Here is a 19271-nt window from a genome sequence, read left to right as displayed (position 1 = left end):
ACCTTGAGTAATCATCTGAACACATGAAGTCACACTAGCCGAGCGGGCCCGGATTTCGGCGTGGCCACGCGCCGCGGCGGAACCTCGCGCGGCCGCGAACCATCCCAGCTACACTCCGTGGATACTTCAATACGAACTGTGAGGCAGCATGGAGCACCTCGACCGCCTGAGCACCGTCTTCCGCGGCGCGCTGGGCCTTGCGCCGGACGCGCGCGTGGACGCGCTCGAATACCGTTCGGTCCCCCAGTGGGACTCCCTCGCGCACATGTCGCTGATCGCGGCGATCGAGGAGGAGTTCGACGTCATGATCGACACCGACGACGTGCTCGACATGAGCTCGTTCGCGAAGGCCGTGGCGTTGCTGGAGAAGCACGGTGCCGTCGTCAGCGGCTGAGCCCGTCGAGGCTCGCGTCAGCCTGGTCACCGGCTCGTCCAGGGGCATCGGCAACGCCGTCGCCCGCAGGCTCGCGCTCGGCGGTCACACCGTCGTCCTGCACGGCCGCACCTACGAGTCCGCCGCCGCGGCGGCGTCCGCCCTCACCCGCGACACCGGAGCCAAGACCGACGCCGTGCACGGCGACGTCGCCGACCCGGCCGCCGTCGCGGACATGATGCGCGAGATCCACCGGCGGCACCGGCGGCTCGACTCGCTCGTCGTCAACGCCGGCATCCATGCGGCGGCGATGATCGGCATGATGGGCAGCGAGACCGTCGAGCGGCTGTTCCAGGTCAACGCGATCGGCGCGACCCACACCCTGCAGTCGGCGGCGAGCCTGCTGCGCCGGGGCGTGGCGCCCGCGGTCGTCTTCCTCTCCTCCGTCATGGCCACCAGGGGCTCGACCGGTCAGGCCGTCTACGGCGCCACGAAGGCGGCGGTCCTCGGCCTGACCAGGTCGGCGGCCAAGGAGCTCGGCCCTGCGGGCATCAGGGTCAACGCGGTGGCCCCCGGTTTCGTCGAGACCGACATGCTCGCCTCGCTCGACGAGGACGGCCGCGCCGAACGGGTGCGAGCGACCCCGCTGGGCCGGCTCGCCGAGCCCGGTGACATCGCCGCCGCGGTGGCCTTCCTGCTGTCCGGCGACGCCGGCTTCATCACCGGGCAGGTCCTGGGAGTCGACGGCGGGGTGATCCTCTGATCCCCCATCCCGACGCGCGGCTGATCGACGGCCCCTCCGGCGAGGAGCTGTCAGGCGCCGCCCTGACCTCCCGGATCGACGCGGCCGCCGAACACCTCGCCGCGTTGCCGCCCGGGCTGCTCTTCAGCCCGATGCCCGCCGAGACCTCCGCGGTCATCCGCTACCTCGCCGCGCTGGCCACCGGCCGCCCGATCGCCCTGCTCGACCCGTCCATCCCGGTCGCGACACTGCTCGACCTCATCACGCGCTTCGCCCCCGCCATCGTGGCCGCGCCTCCCGCCGGAGCCGACGCGCCGAGCGAATACCTGCCGAGCCGCTACCTGCCGGCCGGATACCCGCCGGGCGAATGCTGGACCCGCTGGGGCGCGCCGATCCCCCACTCCGAGTTGTCGGTCCTGCTCACCACCTCGGGCTCCACCGGCAACCCCAAGCTCGTACGGCTCGCCGCCCGCGCCGTGCTGGCCAACGCCAGAGCCGTCGCCCAGGCACTGCGGATCACGCCGGGCGACCTGTGGCCCACCACCCTCCCGCTGCACTACACCTACGGCCTGACCACGCTCAACTGCCATCTCACCGCGGGCGCGGGCGTCCTGGTCACCGGCGACGGACTGCTCGCCCGGTCGTTCTGGGCACTGGTCGACTCCTGCGGCGCGACCTCCCTCGCCGCCGTGCCGTACCAGTTCGAGATGTTGCGCCGGCTGCGCTTCGACCCGGCCGCGCACCCCAAGCTGCGCATGATCACCCAGTCCGGCGCCAGGCTGCGCACCGAGCTGATCACCGACTTCGCGGCCCGGATGGCCGGCACCGGCGGACACCTGGTCAAGATGTACGGCATGACCGAGGCGCCGCGGATCGCGGTGTTGCCGCCGGAACGGCTGGCGGAGAAGCTCACCTCGGTCGGGCGCGCGATCCCCGGCGGGGAGTTGTCCGTCGACGGCGGCGAGGTCGTCTACCGGGGCCCCAACGTGATGATGGGCTACGCGGAGAACGCCCTCGATCTGGAGCGGGGCGACGACCTCGGCGGCGTGCTGCGCACCGGCGACCTCGGCCACCTCGACGACGAGGGCTACCTCTATCTCGACGGCAGGCTCAAGCGCATCGCGAAGGTCTTCGGCATCCGGGTGAACCTCGACGACATCGAGCGGCTGCTGCGCGGGCACGGCCCCGTCGCCGCCGTCAGCGGCGACGACGACCGGATCGTCGTCTGGGCCGAGGGCACCGGCGAGATCGCCTGCCGGGAGCTGGCCCACGACCTGGCCACCCGCCTCAACGTGCACTGGAGCGGCTTCGACGTCAGAGGCATCGACCGGCTGCCGCTGCTCGGCACCGGCAAGGTCGACTACCGCTCGCTGGAGGCACGCGAATGAGCCTGTTCACCTTTCCCCAGCCGGTCAAGGAGGCCAGGCTGCTGCCCGAGCTGGCCGCGCTCACCGAGCACCACCGCCTCTGCTGCCTGCCCTACCGCCGCATCCTCGACGCGATCGGCTCCGCGCCGCCGTACGACTCGGTGGCGGAGCTGCCGTGGCTGCCGGTCCGGCTGTTCAAGACGCATGAGCTGAAGAGCATCCCCGACGACGAGGTGTTCCGGGTGCTGACGTCCAGCGGGACCACGGGGAACCGGTCCAGCCGGATCCATCTCGACCGGGCCGCCGCCGCCGCGCAGCCCAAGATGCTCGCGGCGACGCTACGGGTCGTGCTCGGTGAGCGGCGGCTGCCGATGCTGGTGGTCGACAGCCGGTCGGTGGTCCGCGATCCGACGCTCAGCGCGCGCGGCGCCGGGGTGCTCGGCATGATGAACTTCGGGCGCGAGCACGTCTTCGTCCTCGACGAGGAGGGTGTTCCCGACGTGGCGGCGATCAGTGCCTTCCTGTCCCGGCACGGCGGCGAGCCGTACCTCGTCTTCGGGTTCACGTTCATGACCTGGCGCTACCTCTACGAGCCCGCTCGTGAGCACGGCCTCGACCTCTCGAACGGCATCCTGATCCACTCCGGCGGCTGGAAGCGGATGGCCGGGGAGGCGGTGGTCAACGAGGAGTACCGCCGGAGGTTCGCCGCCGACACCGGGCTGACCCGGATCCACGACTTCTACGGGATGGTCGAGCAGATCGGCACGACCTTCCTCGAAGGCCCCGCCGGCGACGGGCTCTACTGCCCCGACTTCGCCGACGTGGTGATCAGGGATCCGGAGACCTGGCTGGAGACGCCGACCGGCACACCCGGCCTGATCGAAGTGGTCAGCACGCTCCCCACCTCGTATCCCGGGCACCTGCTGCTCACCGAGGACCTCGGCGTCGTGCACGGCGTCGACGACGGCACGTGGCCGGGCAAGCGCTTCTCGGTGCTCGGCCGGCTGCCCCAGGCGGAGTCCCGCGGCTGCAGCGACACCTTCCGGGAGGCGGCGTGACCACGGAGCCGACAGCGGTGGAGCCCGAGCACCACTCCACACGGCCCTTCCACCCAGGCCTCGTGCACGCGAAGCCGACGGCGACAGAACCCGGGCACGACCGCGGTGGAGCCCGAGCATCACTCCACACGGCCCTTCCTCCCGGACACCGTGCACGCGAAGGCGACGGCGACAGAACCCGGGCGCGACCGCCGCTCCGGGCGAGGCTTCGGGGCAGCGGCGTGAGCCGGGAGACGGCGGCGGCAGGGCACGGCGGCCGGTCCGCACGACACTTCAGGGGGACGGCGTGATCGTGGAGTCGAGGTTTCCCGCCGGGCCGCCGGTCGGGGTCGAGACGATGGTGACCGAGTCCCGCGCCGAACCGCCCGACGGGCCGCTCGCGGTGGGCGACGAGCGGGTCCGCGGCTTCCTCGAGGCCGTGGCCCGTCGCCTGATCGCGCCGAACGTCGCGCGCCGCCACCCCGAACTGGCCGCGCTCGGCTTCTTCCTGCGCAGGGGCGAGGTCTCCCGCGCGCTCGACCGGCTGCGCCCCGACGCGGAGAACCACCTGAGGGTGCCGCGCGGCCTGGTCTTCCACATCCCGCCCGCCAACGTCGACACCGTCTTCGTCTACTCCTGGGCGCTGTCCGCCCTCGTCGGCAACCACAACGTCGTACGGCTGTCGCCCCGCTCGGGGGCCGCCGCGCTCACGGTCCTCGACGTCCTGCTCGACGTCCTGCCCGACACCCATCCGGCCGTCGCGCACTCCCAGCGGATCGTCTCCTACGACCGCTCCGGCGAGGTGACCGCCCGGCTGTCCGCGGCGTGCGACCTGCGGGTGGTGTGGGGCGGCGATTCGACGGTCCGTGAGGTCAGGCGCCATCCGCTGCCGCCGCACGCGCGGGATCTGACCTTCCCCGACCGCTCGTCCTTCGCCGTGATCAGCATCTCCGCCTGGCTGACGGCGGCCGAGGAGACCCGGCAGCGGGCGATCGAGGGCTTCGCCAACGACGCCTACTGGTTCGGCCAGGCGGCCTGCGCCTCACCGCGGGCCATCTTCTGGGTGGGCGCGTCCCACGCCGAGGAGGCCATGGCCGACTTCACCGGACGGCTGGCCGCCGTGGCCGCGAGCCGCTGGCCGGTCGACGCGGCGATGGCGGTGGAGAAGCGGGTCGCGGCGTACGGCCTGGCCGCCGACGGCGCGGTGGGCCGGGTCGCCTTCCACGGCAACGCGCTGACGATGCTCGACCTCGCCGACCCCGCCGGGTTGCCGCGCCGCTGGCTGGGCGCGGGCACCTTCGCCCATGCCCGGCTCGGCAGCCTCCACGACCTGCTGGCGGTGGTGCGGCGCAAGGACCAGACGATGACCCACTTCGGCTTCGCCGTACCCGAGCTGCAGGCGCTCGCCCGCGCGCTGGCGGGCCGGGGAGTGGACCGGATGGTCCCGTTCGGGTCGGCGCTGAGCTTCAACGGCGTGTGGGACGGCACCGACCTGCTGGCGGAGTTCACCCGCCTGGTGACCATCTCCACCTGACCGGCCCGCTCCCGCTCGCGAACCGGTCCGCGTGCGCCTGACCGGTCGCGTCCGAACCGCCGGCTCACACGCTCCGACCGACGGCTTCCGCTCGCGAACCGGACACGACCCCCTGCTCTCCAACCGGACCACGTACCCGAAACCGGCGGCTCACACCCCCCGACCGACGGCTTCCGCTCGCGAACCGGTCCAGGCGTCACGACCGGACGGCGCGCGCCGGCGGACGGGTGTCGAGGTGCGGAGCGTACCGGTCACGAGGTGCGGGGGACGCGGAAGACCCAGCGGTCCAGGGCGACGAAGCGCAGGATCGCCATCATGATGTAGGCGGAGACCAGCGCCGCCAGTTCCAGTCCTCGGCCGTATTCCGGCAGTGCCTGCACGGCCGACACCACGAAGAGCGTCGTGACCAGGTAGTTGAGCGCGAAGATCAGCCCTGCGCGGGAGTGCGCGCGCATCCGGGTGCCGCCGCGTCGGCCGAAGGTCCAGCGGCGGTTCGCCTCGGTGTTGCCGACCGCGCTGATCGCGAGTGCCACCAGGTTGGCCCATTCGGGCGACCACATCGTGCGCAGCGCCGCGTAGAGGGCCGTGTGGAAGACGGTGGAGACCAGGCCGATCAGCGCGAAGGAGACAAGTTTGGCGAGCAGCGGGTTGGGCGGCGGGGCGATCACGGCCTGGGGGTGGACGGGCGCCAGTTCGCGGCGGCGCGGCACGTCGATCGTGGCGGCCCCGCGCGAGATGCCGCGCGCGACCCGGACCATCCCGCGGACGTCCTCCCAGGCGGTGCTCATCACCTTCACCCGCGAGTCGACGTCCTCGAACCAGTCCACCGGCGTCTCGTGCACGCGCAGCCCGTTGTGCTCGGCGAGCAGCAGCAGTTCGGTGTCGAAGAACCAGGCGTCGTCCTGCACCTTCGCGAGCAGCGGCCGGACCACGTCGGCCCGCACGGCCTTGAAGCCGCACTGGGCGTCGCTGAACCCGATGCCGAAGCTGACCCGGAGGGCGAGGTTGTAGCAGCGCGAGATCAGCTCGCGTTTCGCCGTGCGCCGTACCCGCGAGGAGCGCACCAGGCGTGACCCGATGGCGATCTCGGAGTGCCCGCTGACCAGCGGCGCCACCAGCGGAAGCAACGCGTCGAGGTCGGTGGAGAGATCGACGTCCATGTAGGCGACGATCTCCGCCGGGCTCTCGCTCCACGCCGCCCTGAGCGCCGCCCCCCGGCCGCGCACCTCGATCCTGCTCGCGTGAACGTACGGCAGATCGGCCGCGAGTTCGCCGGCGATGGTCCATGTGTCGTCCGTGCTGCCGTTGTCGGCGATGGTGATCCGCCAGGTCAGCGGGAACGACGTGCTGAGGAAGGCATGCAACGTCTCGACGCACCCGCGCAGGGCGCGTTCCTCGTTCAGGACGGGGATCACGATGTCGACGGTGGGCGGGCGCATGTCCACGGCGGTTCCGCCGGGGGTCGCCCTGTCATCCAGGGCTACATCGTTGTCCAACACCCGTACCCTCCGGCTGACTCGGAACCGCGTTTCCCAGCCAGTTTGTGAGGTCACCGGATTACGGTGGCAGAGTGACGCGCCGGTTATTCCATTGATGGGGAACCGTTTACACGACCGGGGAGAAAACCGTGGGGTTCACCGCCCAGGGGATTATCTGGTAAACCGCGCACCAACCGCTCCTGTACCTCAGTGCGGCGAATTCTCCCACTCTCGGGTTCAGCCGCCGGTCACGTTCGTCCACGAAGAGCCAGCGCACGCCGTACTCCTCCACCAGCCGCCGGATCGCCGCGCGCGACGGGTCGCGGAAGACCGCGTCGTTCACCGCCTGCCTTTTCACATCCCAGAAGGGAAATTGGGTGTATTTGTCATCGGCGGAGCCGACCACCTGTCCGATATTGGTCGCCGTATAGGCCCAGCCTTCGACGAGCATCCGGCGCTCGGTATACGCGGAGATCCAGAAATGGCGGTTCTCGCATCGTTTGAGGCCCGCGCCGCGGCAGTGCGCGTTCGTCGCGACGACCTCGTCGGGGCCGGTGTTGGCGCGCAGCCAGTGGGCCGCCGGCGCGGCTCCCTCCGGGATCTCGGGGATCTGCTCGGCGACCGGCCGGCGGGCCTCGGCCTGCACGAGCGAGTCCACGGTGCCGGTGACGCACAGGGCCGTCACCGCGAGCAGGATCACGGCCGGCCCGCCCGTTACGCGGTGCAGGATCAGCACGGCCGCCATGACCAGCCCGGCCAGGATCAGCGGCGGGCCGAGCAGCGGCCACACCATCCCGGAGACGCCCAGCGTGAGATCGGGTTCCGCCGCGCCGTCGCCGCCGATCATCAGGGCCGCCGCCGTACCCGCCGCCGCCCCGGCGACGACCAGCACGGGCCGTACCCGCGGCGGCGCCTCCCGGAGCGCGGCCCACAGCCCCACCGCCGCGATCACCGCGAGCCACGGCCACGCCCCGCGCAGGAAGTAGAACTGGCTCAGCGACGGGTGGCCGAGCAGCAGCACCCCGCCCACCCCGCCCAGTCCGATCCCCGCACACAGGATCACCACCGCCCCTTCGCACGCCCCGCGGGCCCGCCACAACCCCGTCACTCCCGCGAAGGCCGCGATCCACCCGATGACCAGCGCCAGGCAGAACACCGCCGGCAGCATCCCGAGATCCACCTGCTGGTCCGGCGGGACGAAGGAGGCGAGCAGTTTGACCCCGGTGGCCCCCGGCTGCACCGCCGTCCCCTGCGTCTTCCCGCCGAACAGCACGACCTGCGCGAACGCCAGGACCGCGAGGGCCGGCACGAGCAACAGCGACGCGGTACGGCGCAGCCCGCGCCCGAACACGAGCAGCAGCGCGAGACCGGCCACCAGCAGCGGAATGTAGGTGGACTTGGCCCCGGCCACCACCATGAGGAGGCCGACCACCAGGATCATCGTGGCCGGCCGTACCGAACGGGTGGTCAGGATGCCCGCGACGACGAGCACCAGCGCCCCGAACAGCAGCGCGCCGAACGTGTGGGTGGGGCTGAGCCAGGACACCGCGGCGGGCGACCCGCTCGGCAGCGGGGTCGTGCGCCACGAGTAGAGCGGCGGGGAGCCCACGAACGCGGTCAGGAGCACCGCGCCGACGCCCGCCCACCACGACCCGCTGATCAGGCGGGCCAGCCCGGCGATCAGGACCATGACCGCCAGCCCCATCGGCAGGATCGCCAGGCGGTAGAGCAGCGTCTCCGGTTCGATCCCCGTCGCCCAGGTCGTCGCGGCCAGATCGGCGTAGACGAACCAGTGGTAGGACAGGGGCTCGCCGATGACCTGCGGGACTTCCGGCGGCATGTGGTGTCTGAGCTCGCCGATGAGCGACAGGTGGTACGGCATGTCGATGTAGGGGCTGCCGTTGGCGGGCCAGCTCAGGCCGTGGGTCCGGTAGAAGAGGGTGGCGGCCCACACCACGGCGATCGTGACGAGGCCGGACAGCGACCAGGCCGCCGTCGCCGGCATGCGTTCCGGCCCGCCCCGCCAGTGCCGTCGCAACCGGGGAACAGTGAGGAATATCACCATGGTGACCACCGGCCACAGCAGGAACCATCGGGGGGCGTCCAGGGCGCGGGCCACGATGTAGGCGAGCACCTCCGCCGCATAGCCGACGGCGGTTCCGGCGGCCAGGTCGACGGCCAGGACGCACCGGATCGGCGAGCACGCGCGCCAGATCAGCGTGCCGGGAATCATCAGGCCGAGGACGACGTAGACGCCGAAAACACCCGCCTGAGCTGCGGGAGTGTCGTAGGCCAGCAGCGCGTGCGCGGTGCCGGCGAGGACCGCCGCGGCCGACAGGCCGCCGAGCCAGGGGCCGTACCGCGACGGCCGCCGCCCGCTTGCTTCCGCCACCCGTTCAGGGGCCGTGATCGTCATCGTGCGCTCCCAGTTCACCGGCGGACAAGAACTGTAGCGAACTAATCACGCTGGGTAGCGAAACGACTGGCAGACCTGTCCGTTCTGGGTGGTCCTGACGCGGTCCGGCGTGGGATACGGTCAGCTGGGCTTGATCGAATGGGGCGAGGGTGTATGTGGCGGCGTATCTGTGTTGCGGTGACGGCGATCTGCGTCTTAGTGGCGGTGGCGACTCCAGCCGAAGCCAAGACGGTCGACTGCGCGAGGGTCAAGTGCATCGCGCTGACCTTCGACGACGGTCCCTCTCCGCACACCGTCAAGCTCCTTGACACCCTCAAGAAGAACCGGCTGAAGGTGACCTTCTTCCTGGTCGGCCGGGAAGTGCAGAAGCGACCCGCAGTGGCGCGCCGGATGCGCCGCGAGGGGCACGAGATCGCCAATCACACCTTCGACCACGCACGGCTCACCGAACTGCCGGACCAGAAGATCTTCGACCAGCTCGACAAGACGTCGAAGGCCATCAGGAAGGCGACGGGGGTGCGCCCGAAGATGATGCGCCCGCCGTTCGGCGCGACCGACGAGCGGGTGGAGTCGGTGGCCGGGTTCGCCGGAGTGCCGGTGATCCTGTGGACCGACAGCAGCAGAGACTGGGAACTGCGCGACAAGAAGGCGATCGCCAAGAAGGTGTTGCGCCTGGCCAGGCGTGACGGGGTCGTCCTGCTGCACGACATCGTCCCGGGCACGGTCGCGGCGATGCCGTTGATCCTCAGCACGCTGAAGAAGCGCGGCTATCACGTGGTGACGGTCTCCGAGGTGCTCAGGAACCGGCTGCCCGACGCGGGCGAAAGGTTCCCCTCGCGCTGACACGGCGTCTACTCGGCTGTCAGATTCGGAGCATTTCTTCAGGTAACTCCGATGCTCGTGGGACAGAAGGGGCGATACGGTGTATCGCTACCCGAGTTATTCCCTTTTTCCGAGGAGCACCCCGATGGCTCGCCATCAGCGCGCCCGGCTTCCCCTCGCCGTGGCGCTCACCACCGCACTGCTCGGCCTGGCGGCAGCACCCGCCCAGGCCGACATCGTTCAGACCCCCAAGAAGGAGGCGAAAGTCGACTGCGCGAAGGTCAAGTGCATCGCACTGACCTTCGACGACGGTCCCGGCAAGTACGCTGGCGTACTGCTCGACACCCTCAAGAAGCACAAGGCGAAGGCGACGTTCCTGCTCGAAGGGCAGTACGTCAAGTCGCGTCCCGCCTTCGCCAAGCGCATGGCCACCGAGGGCCACGAGCTGGGCAACCACAGCTACACCCATCCGCACCTGCGCGACATCAGCGAGTACCAGATCCGCGACGAACTGAAGCGGACCGAGGACATCATCTTCAAGGCCACCGGCAAGAAGCCGACGATGATCCGCCCGCCGTACGGAGAGTTCGACGAGCGGGTGCGGCAGATCGCGATGGAGATGGGCCAGCCGCTGGTGTTGTGGAACGGCGGCTCCCGCGACTGGGCCACCAAGAACACCGACGCGATCTTCCAGGAGGTCATGCGGAGCGCCAAGCGCGACGGCGTGATCCTCATGCACGACTGGGTCGCGCAGACCGTCCAGGTCATGCCGAAGATCCTCACCACGCTGAAGCAGCAGGGCTACCACATGGTGGGCGTCTCCTCGCTGCTCCGCGGCGACAGGAAGCTGGAGGCCGGCGAGATCTATCCCGACCCCGAGGTCAAGCAGGACGAGCTGGAGTCTCCCGAGGTCTAGCTCCGGCCGCTCAGATCAGGTGATCGCCCGCGCCACGGGCCGGGCCGATCCCGCACGACAAGACCCCCGCCATCGGCGGGGGTCTTCGTCCGGGTCCTACTTCGGGGAACGGACCAGGTCGCTGGGCGGTATGCCGCGAACCCGTTTGAAGGCGTGGCTGAAGGCGAAGCCGTCGGCGTACCCAACCCTCCGGGCCACCGCGGCGACGGTGGCGCCGGACGTGCGGAGCAGGTCGGCGGCGAGCGTCATCCGCCACTCCGTGAGGTAGTCCAGCGGCGGCTGCCCGACCAACTCGGTGAAGCGCCGGGCGAACACCGCCCGCGACATCCCCACCTCCGCGCCCAGCCCCGCGACGGTCCACGGATGGGCAGGGCGTTCGTGCGCCAGGCGCAGCGCCCGCCCGATCCGCGGGTCGGCCAGGGCCCGGTAGCCGGACGGCGGCTCAGCGTCGGGCCGCGCGAACCACGACCGCAGGGCCCGTACGAGGAGCAGATCCAGGAGCCGGTCCAGGATGACCTGCTGGCCGGGCTCCTCGCGGCCGATCTCGACCGCCAGCAGGTCCAGCAGCGGCGTGAACTCGGGCTCCGACGGGATGACGGCCACCTCCGGCAGGGCCTTGAGCAAGCGCTCGGACACGTCGCCACGCAGCGGATACTCCGCGGTGACGAACAGGTCGGCGCCATCGGCGCTGAACCCGTACGTGCGCGGTCCGAGCACGAGGTTGAGCCCCGCCGTAGCGGGGCCGTCGGCCGTCGTCCAGCAGCTCTCCGCGCCGTCGATCACCACCTGGGGCTCCGTTCCCGGGCGATCGGCCACGGTGAACGGCCGCAGTCCGCGAACCAGGACGACGCCGCCCTCCCGGACCTGGACGGGAGCCATACCGTCGCGGACGATCCAGGACTCGCCGCGGAGCATCGCGCCCAGCGCCAACGGGGCGGGATCACTGAAACGCATCGCCCACGGCGGCTCGGCGACCGACTGGGCGAAGACCGCGCCGTGCGCTCGTACGCCCGCGAGATAGTCCTCCAGGAGATCCATGGTGAGACGATTTCACATGCATACGAGATGAATGGCCATGGGTCGTCTCCTGCGGCATCTGATGTGCTGGTCCCATGTCCGATTCACCCATTCTTGTACTTGGCGCCCGGGGTAAGACCGGTCGCCGCGTCGTCGCCCGGCTCGACCGGCTCGGCCGTCCCTTCCGCGCGGCCTCCCGTTCCAGCGGGACCAGATTCGACTTCGCCGACCGTGACACCTGGGGGCCGGCCCTGGCCGGCGCGGGGGCGGTCTACCTCATACCGATGAACGAGGCCGTGTCGGCCGCCACTGTGGGGGAGTTCCTCACGACCGCGGCGCAGGCCGGTGTCCGCCGGGTGGTGCTGCTGTCGGCACGCGGCGTAGGCGGCGCGGTGGACCCGTACCAGGAGCCGGTCGAGCTGGCCCTGCGCGCGACGGACCTGGAGTGGACGATCCTGCGGCCGGCCTGGTTCGCGCAGAACTTCGGCGAGGACCTGTTCCTGGAGCCGATCCGGTCCGGGGAACTGGCGCTGCCGACCGGGGAGGGCCGGGAGCCGTTCGTCGACGCCGAGGACATCGCCGACGTCGCGACCGCCGCGCTCACCCGGGACGGTCACGCGGGCGAGATCTACGAGCTGTCCGGCCCCGAACCGGTGTCGTTCCGCACCGCGGTCGAGATGATCTCGGAGGCCACCGGGCGGCGCATCCGCTACACGCCGCTGGAGGCCTCCCAGTTCACCGCCGCGCTGGGGGCTCAGGGAGTGCCTCCGGAGGTGGCCGATCTGTTGGCGGACCTGTTGGGCCGGATCCGCGACGGCGCCGGCGAGCACGTCAGCGATGGCGTACGGCGCGCGCTCGGACGCGACCCACGGCCCTTCGCCGACTACGTCAAGACGGCCGCCGCTGCGGGAACCTGGAGCGACTGAGCCGGAGCACGGCCCCGTCGGCGGCCCGCAGCCGCCGTACGGCCGGCGAGTGGTACTCCGTGCTCCAGGTGATGACGGCGTTGGTCAAAGCGGTCGAACACCATGCCGGGTCGGTCGTCCGGCGGCGGGGATCACTCCCACTCGATGGTGCCCGGCGGCTTGCTCGTGACGTCGACGACCACGCGGTTGACCTCGCGGACCTCGTTCGTGATCCGGGTGGAGACGCGGGAGAGCACGTCGTAGGGCACCCTCGCCCAGTCGGCGGTCATGGCGTCCTCCGAGGTGACGGGCCTGAGCACGACCGGGTGGCCGTAGGTCCTGCCGTCGCCCTGGACCCCGACCGAACGCACGTCCGCGAGGAGCACCACCGGGCACTGCCAGATGTCACGGTCGAGCCCGGCGCGGGACAGCTCCTCGCGGGCGATCGCGTCGGCCTCGCGCAGGATGTCGAGCCGGTCGCGGGTCACCGCGCCGATGATCCGGATGCCCAGCCCGGGGCCGGGGAACGGCTGACGCCAGACCATCGCCGCGGGCAGGCCCAGCTCCTCGCCCGCGCGGCGCACCTCGTCCTTGAACAGCGTGCGCAACGGCTCGACCAGGTCGAACTTCAGGTCGTCCGGCAGACCGCCGACGTTGTGGTGCGACTTGATGTTGGCCGTACCGGTGCCGCCGCCCGACTCCACCACGTCGGGGTAGAGGGTGCCCTGCACCAGGAAGTCGGCGGGCCCGTCGGCGAGGATCGCGCGCTGCTCGTCCTCGAAGACCCGGATGAACTCGCGGCCGATGATCTTGCGCTTGTCCTCGGGGTCGGTGACGCCGTCGAGAGCCTTGATGAAGCGGTCGGCGGCGTCGACCACCCTCAGGTTGACCCCGGTGACGGCCACGAAGTCACGCTCGACCTGCTCGGCCTCGCCCTTACGCAGCAGCCCGTGGTCGACGAACACGCAGGTCAGCCGGTCACCGATGGCCCGCTGCACGATGGCTGCCGCCACCGCGGAGTCGACGCCGCCCGACAGCGCGCAGATCGCCCTGCCCTGCGGGCCGAGCTGGGCGCGGACCGCCTCGACGGCGTCTTCGACGATGTTGAGCATGGTCCAGGAGGGACGGCAGCCGGCCGCGTCGAGGAAGTGCTTGAGCACGGTCTGGCCGTGCTCGGAGTGCAGCACCTCGGGGTGGAACTGCACGCCGTACAGCCCCTTGCCCGGGTGCTCGAAGGCGGCGACCGGCGTCTCGCCGGTGGAGGCGGTCACCGTGAAACCCTCGGGGGCGGCGGCGACGCTGTCACCGTGCGACATCCAGACCGTCTGCTTCATGGGCAGCCCGGCGAACAGCACGCCCTCGCGCTGGACGGCCAGCGCGGTGCCGCCGTACTCGGCGACGCCGGTCTTGGCCACCCGGCCGCCGAGGTCTCTGGCCATCGCCTGGAAGCCGTAACAGATGCCGAACGTGGGCACACCGGTCTCGAACAGCCCGGCGGGCACGAGCGGAGCGCCGTCGGCGTAGACCGACGAGGGACCGCCGGACAGGATGATCGCCTTCGGTTTCTTCGCCAGCATCTCCGCCACCGGCATCGTCGAAGGGACGATCTCGGAGTAGACATGGCACTCGCGCACGCGCCTGGCGATGAGCTGCGCGTACTGCGCGCCGAAGTCGACGACGAGAACTGTGTCGAACTCAGACACCGAGAGAACCCCCCAAAGGCGAATGCGGTACGGCAAGTCTATCGGCCACGCCGAGCCGGCCAGGCGGCCGCTCACATTGCCCCCTCTTTGCTGGTGAGAAACCGCGAGAAGGGGGTACGGCTGAAGGTCGGCCAGTATCGAACGAGGAGAGTGCGTTGACCGGAGTAATCATCACGGGTGGAGCGTCGGGGATCGGCAGGGCGTGCGCGCTGGCGCTGGCCGAGTCCGGGCGCCCGGTCGCCGTGTGGGACCGAGACGAGTCCGGCGCGCTCGGTGTCGCCAAGGAGGCGGCGATGCTGACGCCACTGCCCACCCTGGGGCTGGGCGTGGACGTCACCGACAGCTCCAGCTTCGCCAGGGCGATCGACGCGACCCGCGAGACGCTCGGCGAGATCGGCGGCCTGGTCCACGCCGCCGGCATCGCGGACGCGGCGACCGTCGCCGACATCACCGAGGAGCACTGGGACGCGGTGCTCAACGTCAACCTGCGCGCCCAGGCCATGCTCACCAAGGCCCTGCTCCCCGACCTCCGGGCGGCTCCGGGGGCGGCCATCGTGGGCATCTCCTCCATCGAGGGCATCGTCGGCGCCGCCTGGATCGCGGCCTACTGCTCCTCCAAGGCCGGGCTGCTCGGCCTGACCCGCTCGATGGCCCACGAGCTGGCCTCCGACGGCATCCGGGTGAACGCCGTCTGCCCCGGCTTCATCGACACCCCGCTGCTGGCCAGGGCGGGCGAGGAGATGGTCGCCGCGTTCGCCGCGAAGTCGGTCTTCGGACGGCTGGGACGTCCCGAGGAAGTCGCCGGCGCCGTGCGCTTCCTGCTGAGCGACGAGGCGTCCTTCATCACCGGCACCCAGCTGGTCGTCGACGGGGGCACCACCTCCACCGACCGTTAGCCTTCGCGGATGGACCTTCTGCTCAAGCGAGCGCTCGACCAGGCCGCCGTCTGGCACCGCACCCAGCTGCGCAAGTATCCCGGTGTGGCGGTGCCGTACCTCAGTCATCCCGCGGGGGTGGGCACGATCCTGTCGCGGCACGGCTTCGACTCCGAAGTCGTCGCCGCGGGGGTGCTTCATGACGTCGTGGAGGACACCGAGGCGACCATCGAGCAGGTGCGCGATCTCTTCGGGGCGCGGGTGGCGGAGCTCGTCGCGCACGTCACCGAGCAGGACAGGTCGCTGCCGTGGGAGGAGCGCAAACGGCGATATCTCGCCCACTTCACGGCGAAACCGTGGGAGGCGCAGGCGATCAGCCTGGCCGACAAGATCGATAACTTCTGGTCGATCGTGGTCTGCGCCCGCGACCACGGCGATCCGTGGGCGATGTTCAAGCGCGGCCGTACGGCGCAGCTCGCCAGGTTCACGGCGTTCGAGAATGCGCTGGAGGCGCTGCCTGCGCATCCGCTTCTGGACGAATATCGCGCGGCACTCACATGTGTGCGCGACCTTTGAACACCACCGGCCTTCTATAACGAAAGACATTCACCGACGACACATCTTTGACATTGTCGGAAATCTGGTGCGCGGGATGCTTCATATGACAGCATTTTGAGTTCAAGCGCTCACCGTGGCGTGCCCCCCACGCGCTGCCAGGAGGACTCCGGTGGTTCCCGGCACTCCCGAAGAAAACCAGCCCCCTCCCCCGCCGCCTCCTCCCTCCTTCACGCCCCCGCCGACGGCCGCGCCCCCGATGAGCAATGTGACGCGCTATCTGTGCGCCGCCGCATATCTGGACAGTGAATTCCGCGATAAAGTGCTCGCCGAATCACTGCAAGACGATTACCGGGCCGTCGCGCCGTCCTATGGCGGGTTCGACATCGGGCCGGTGATCCACCATTGCCGGCGCTCCCGGACCGTTCTCGTCGTCCGCGACATCGCGATCAGCCTGCTGCTCTTCATCGGAATCTTCGTCCAGCCGCTGCCGACGTTCACCGTGCTCGTGTTCCTGCTCCCGTTCGTCCTTCTCACGGCGCGGCGGGTGCGCAAGGGGCCGTGGATCCTGCGGGCCCTGCTGTGGGGGTTCGCCGTCTACACGGCGTTCTACCTGATCGTCCTGGTGATCGGCTCGTTCGCACTGCAGGTCCTCCTTCCCGGCCTCTTCCCCATCGGCTCCTCCGGGCGGGGAATCGGGCTCGGGTTCCCGTTCATCGCCCTCGCCACGCTTCTCGTCGCGATCGGTTACCGCATCGCCACCTACCTGACGCTGGCGGGGTCGCTCCGCCCCGGCTCCCCCGAGCCCGTGGTGCCGCCCACCCAGCTCAGGACGGCACGCCGGATGGACTACGTCCGCAGGGCGCAATGGGGCAACATCACCATGTACGCCAACGAGGACGCGTTCATGGGCGCCGGTGGCATCGAACGCGTCTGGTCCATCGCGGTGGAGCTCGACCGCGTGCGCTCGGAGGACCCCACCAGCCGCCGGCGGGAGCGGGCGCCCGTCGGCATCGACCCGGTCGACCTGCACGCCTACATCCGCGACCGGCTCATCGAGATGCGCGACCAGGTACTGCGCCCCAACGAGAGCATCCAGCGGCTCGACATCGGCGACCACGTGGTGACCCGCGGGATCTTCACCGTGGCCGACTGGCGGGGCCACGGGCAGCAGGGCAGCGTCGCGCACCCGATGATCGACCGGTCCACCGGCCGGCCTCGCCACCTGGCCACCCCGGAGGAGATCGCGGCGATCATCCGCCACCCCCAGGGCGGTGTCCGTTACTACCAGCGCGTCACCATCTCGGGCTCCGGCCAGGAGATCCGCGACACGAACGGCGCGCTGGTCGCCCCCGCCGAAGACCAGGAAGCCCTCACCTCGGCCTTCATCTACCTGGCCGTCGAGGGCCGGATGCTCTACACGCAGTTCGTGGTCACCGTGCTGCCGCCCGCGCACCCGCTCTACCACGTGATCGACCTGCTGCCGGCGATGACGGTCCCGCGCATCGCCTGGGAGGCCGTCAAGGTGCTCAAGCTCCAGTTGCTGCGCGACGTGCTGGCGGCCCCCTTCCGGCTCGGCCGGCTGGCGTGGCAGGAGGTACGCGAAGCGCTCGTCGCCCGGGATCCCGCCAGGTATCTCGTCTATCCCTACGGCGCCCGCCTCAGCGTCAGAGAGCTGGGCGCCAGCCCGGACCTCCAGACCTACATCCAGATCCTCGACACCGCGAAGTACACCAAGCTGATCGAGCAGCGGCTCACCGAGGCCGTCCTCGACTACCTGGAGGAACGCGACGTGGACACCGGCGCGTACCGTCTCCAGGCCGCCAGCGTGATCTCGGTCGGCGCCGGAGGCACCTTCAGCGGCTCCGTCAGCTTCGGCAGCCACTCCTCCGCCACCGTCACCAACACGCACCGGAAGGACCCCAGATGAGCACCGAGTACGGCGGTGTCCACATCACCGGCGGCGAAATGAGCGGTGCGGTCGCCTTCGGCCCTCATGCCAGGGCCACCGTCAACAACTTCGGCGACCCCGCCCTCCCGCCGGAACTGGCCGCCCTCCTCGACCGCCTGGACGAGCTGATCGCCGACCACGCCGGCTCCCTCGACCAGCCCCGGAACGCCGCGCGGGACGCCGCCGACATCAGAGGCGAACTGGAGACACCGGACCCCGACCGGAGCCGCGTCGCCGACGCCCTCAAACGCCTCGCCGCCAGGGCCGCCGAGGTGACCGTCATCGTGGAGGTCATCACCAGGATCCGCGACCTCCTCGCCTGACCGCCGGCCGTACCGTGCGATCTCCTGGAATTCGGGTGTGATCGCTCAGCCCGCGCGACCGAACAGGACGATCGCCCCGCTCCGCGAGCCCGGTTGCACGCCCTGCCCGCTGCCGGAGCCGCCGGTCGCCTCGGCCGCACGAGCGGCCGCGGCTTCCGCGACCGCTGCTGAGCCGCGTCAGTCCAGGCAGAACTCGTTGCCCTCGGGGTCGGTCATCACGATGAAACCGGCGCTCATCGGGGGAGCGGGCTCGTCGCGACGTACCCGCGTCGCTCCCAGCGCGACGAGCCGGTCGCACTCGACCTCCAGCGCCGCCATCCGCTCCTCTCCCCGCAGTCCGGGAGCCGCACGAACGTCGAGGTGGACGCGGTTCTTGGCGACCTTGTCCTCCGGCACCCGCTGGAAGAACAGCCGTGGGCCGTGCCCGTCCGGGTCCTCGATGGCCGATCTCGTGTTGCGCTCCTCCTCCGGTACGCCGACCCGCGCGAGGAAGTCGTCCCACGCGGCCAGCGGGTCGGCGCCCTCGGGCAGGTCGACTCCGGGCGGGCCGGGGTGGACGTAGCCCAGGACGTCACGCCAGAAGGACGACAGCGTCTGCGGGTCGTGGGCGTCGAAGGTGATCTGGATGTGGCGGCTCATCGGGTTGCTCCGGTCGTAGCGGGTTTCGTGTGCCGGTAGAGATCGCGCAGCAGGCAGACCTCGGACAGGTGGTGGATCAGCTCGCGGTGGATGTGCAGCACCAGATCGGCCATGGGCGCCTCGGGGAAGGGCTCCTTCGCGCCGAGCGGGACCTGGAGCCCGGCCTCGCCGAGGTCGCGCACCCCGGCCAGCCAGACGTCGAGCTGGGCGTCGAGCTGGTCGAGCGCGGTGGCCGCGCTGCCAGCGTACGCCCAGGTCTCGTACGACGCCGCCGGCGCGCCGAAGTGCGCCGCGTTGCGCGCGGCGAGCACGCCGACGACGACGTGACCGAGTCGCCAGGCGATCGTGGTGAAGGCCGCGGGGACCGGCTCGGGGAAGGTGTAGTCGATCGCGAAGTCTCCGGCACCGACCTGCATGGGCGTCGTCGAGCTGCCGCGCGGCCGCACGCTCCAGGCGTCCGGCACCGGCGACCAGAAGTACTCGTCGTCGGTGAGGCCGTTGAGCCGGGCTCGGAGCTGATGGTTCCAGTGGAACTCCCACTGCTCGCGCAGTGTCCGGTTCCAGTCGAGTTTGTCCGTATCCACAGAGCCACCCTGACACCCCTAGCGGACAGAATCG

General features: G+C 70.6%; 18 protein-coding genes. 12 read left to right on the top strand and 6 right to left on the bottom strand.

The genetic code is table 11. From position 1 onward, the window contains the following. Positions 1–148: 148 nt before the first annotated feature. From MBA17_RS28665 to MBA17_RS28645, 5 genes are all read left to right on the top strand, one after another. Positions 149–394 (top strand): acyl carrier protein, encoded by a 246-nt coding sequence (locus MBA17_RS28665; protein WP_238499714.1) that lies wholly within the window; start codon positions 149–151, stop codon positions 392–394. Then, positions 375–1136: an SDR family NAD(P)-dependent oxidoreductase gene (locus MBA17_RS28660; protein WP_238499713.1), complete on the top strand. Its 762-nt coding sequence runs from the start codon at positions 375–377 to the stop codon at positions 1134–1136. The genes MBA17_RS28665 and MBA17_RS28660 overlap by 20 nt, the downstream gene beginning before the upstream one ends. After that, positions 1133–2503, top strand: a complete 1371-nt coding sequence (locus tag MBA17_RS28655) for an AMP-binding protein (RefSeq protein WP_455432874.1) — start codon at positions 1133–1135, stop codon at positions 2501–2503. Before MBA17_RS28660 ends, MBA17_RS28655 begins: the two co-directional genes overlap by 4 nt. Further along, complete coding sequence (locus MBA17_RS28650; RefSeq protein WP_238499711.1) at positions 2500–3540, top strand: LuxE/PaaK family acyltransferase; 1041 nt, start codon at positions 2500–2502, stop codon at positions 3538–3540. The genes MBA17_RS28655 and MBA17_RS28650 overlap by 4 nt, the downstream gene beginning before the upstream one ends. Before the next feature lie 286 nt (positions 3541–3826). Further along, a complete protein-coding gene (locus tag MBA17_RS28645; RefSeq protein WP_238499710.1) occupies positions 3827–5053 on the top strand; it encodes an acyl-CoA reductase in 1227 nt (408 codons plus the stop codon). Positions 5054–5304: 251 nt separating this feature from the next. On the opposite strand, the gene MBA17_RS28640 is transcribed toward MBA17_RS28645, so the two are convergent. Together MBA17_RS28640 and MBA17_RS28635 are read right to left on the bottom strand one after the other, a co-directional pair. After that, positions 5305–6549 carry a glycosyltransferase gene (locus MBA17_RS28640; RefSeq protein WP_238499709.1) on the bottom strand — a complete coding sequence of 415 codons (1245 nt, stop codon included), beginning with the start codon at positions 6547–6549 and terminating at the stop codon, positions 5305–5307. 109 nt (positions 6550–6658) lie between these two features. Next, on the bottom strand, positions 6659–8947 hold the full coding sequence (locus tag MBA17_RS28635; RefSeq protein ID WP_238499708.1) for a hypothetical protein: 2289 nt from the start codon (positions 8945–8947) through the stop codon (positions 6659–6661). Positions 8948–9151: 204 nt separating this feature from the next. Here MBA17_RS28635 and MBA17_RS28630 point away from each other — a divergent pair, with 204 nt between their 5' ends. Both MBA17_RS28630 and MBA17_RS28625 read left to right on the top strand, forming a co-directional pair. Next, complete coding sequence (locus MBA17_RS28630) at positions 9152–9790, top strand: polysaccharide deacetylase family protein (RefSeq protein ID WP_238499707.1); 639 nt, start codon at positions 9152–9154, stop codon at positions 9788–9790. A gap of 124 nt (positions 9791–9914) precedes the next feature. After that, on the top strand, positions 9915–10685 hold the full coding sequence (locus MBA17_RS28625; RefSeq protein ID WP_238499706.1) for a polysaccharide deacetylase family protein: 771 nt from the start codon (positions 9915–9917) through the stop codon (positions 10683–10685). A gap of 96 nt (positions 10686–10781) precedes the next feature. Here the strand turns inward: MBA17_RS28625 and MBA17_RS28620 are convergent, their stop codons facing one another. After that, a complete protein-coding gene (locus MBA17_RS28620; protein WP_238499705.1) occupies positions 10782–11723 on the bottom strand; it encodes an AraC family transcriptional regulator in 942 nt (313 codons plus the stop codon). Between the two features lie 74 nt (positions 11724–11797). Here MBA17_RS28620 and MBA17_RS28615 point away from each other — a divergent pair, with 74 nt between their 5' ends. After that, positions 11798–12628 (top strand): NAD(P)H-binding protein, encoded by an 831-nt coding sequence (locus MBA17_RS28615; protein ID WP_238499704.1) that lies wholly within the window; start codon positions 11798–11800, stop codon positions 12626–12628. Between the two features lie 131 nt (positions 12629–12759). Here the strand turns inward: MBA17_RS28615 and guaA are convergent, their stop codons facing one another. Beyond that, entirely contained in the window at positions 12760–14310 is a 1551-nt protein-coding gene (gene guaA, locus MBA17_RS28610) for a glutamine-hydrolyzing GMP synthase (RefSeq protein WP_238499703.1), read from the bottom strand. 155 nt (positions 14311–14465) lie between these two features. On the opposite strand from guaA, the gene MBA17_RS28605 reads away from it, so the two are divergent. The 4 genes from MBA17_RS28605 (at position 14466) to MBA17_RS28590 (ending at position 18014) form a co-directional block, all read left to right on the top strand. After that, positions 14466–15206 (top strand): SDR family NAD(P)-dependent oxidoreductase, encoded by a 741-nt coding sequence (locus tag MBA17_RS28605; RefSeq protein ID WP_238499702.1) that lies wholly within the window; start codon positions 14466–14468, stop codon positions 15204–15206. Between the two features lie 9 nt (positions 15207–15215). Next, positions 15216–15761 carry an HD domain-containing protein gene (locus MBA17_RS28600; RefSeq protein WP_238499701.1) on the top strand — a complete coding sequence of 182 codons (546 nt, stop codon included), beginning with the start codon at positions 15216–15218 and terminating at the stop codon, positions 15759–15761. A gap of 247 nt (positions 15762–16008) precedes the next feature. Next, the gene (locus MBA17_RS28595) at positions 16009–17670 is read left to right on the top strand and encodes a hypothetical protein (protein ID WP_238499700.1); all 1662 of its coding nucleotides are present in this window, start codon (positions 16009–16011) and stop codon (positions 17668–17670) included. Continuing rightward, positions 17667–18014, top strand: coding sequence for a hypothetical protein (locus MBA17_RS28590; protein WP_238499699.1), 348 nt, complete (start codon positions 17667–17669; stop codon positions 18012–18014). Before MBA17_RS28595 ends, MBA17_RS28590 begins: the two co-directional genes overlap by 4 nt. A 177-nt stretch (positions 18015–18191) precedes the next feature. Here the strand turns inward: MBA17_RS28590 and MBA17_RS28585 are convergent, their stop codons facing one another. Together MBA17_RS28585 and MBA17_RS28580 are read right to left on the bottom strand one after the other, a co-directional pair. Further along, the gene (locus MBA17_RS28585; RefSeq protein ID WP_238499698.1) at positions 18192–18653 is read right to left on the bottom strand and encodes a VOC family protein; all 462 of its coding nucleotides are present in this window, start codon (positions 18651–18653) and stop codon (positions 18192–18194) included. Further along, a complete protein-coding gene (locus tag MBA17_RS28580; RefSeq protein WP_238499697.1) occupies positions 18650–19237 on the bottom strand; it encodes a DinB family protein in 588 nt (195 codons plus the stop codon). The genes MBA17_RS28585 and MBA17_RS28580 overlap by 4 nt, the downstream gene beginning before the upstream one ends. Positions 19238–19271: the final 34 nt, after the last annotated feature.

Source organism: Dolomitihabitans soli, from assembly GCF_022213955.1.
GTDB classification, from domain to species: domain Bacteria; phylum Actinomycetota; class Actinomycetes; order Streptosporangiales; family Streptosporangiaceae; genus Streptosporangium_A; species Streptosporangium_A soli.
Note: the sequence above shows the minus strand (reverse complement) of the source record. Positions and strands in the feature narration are given on the sequence as shown.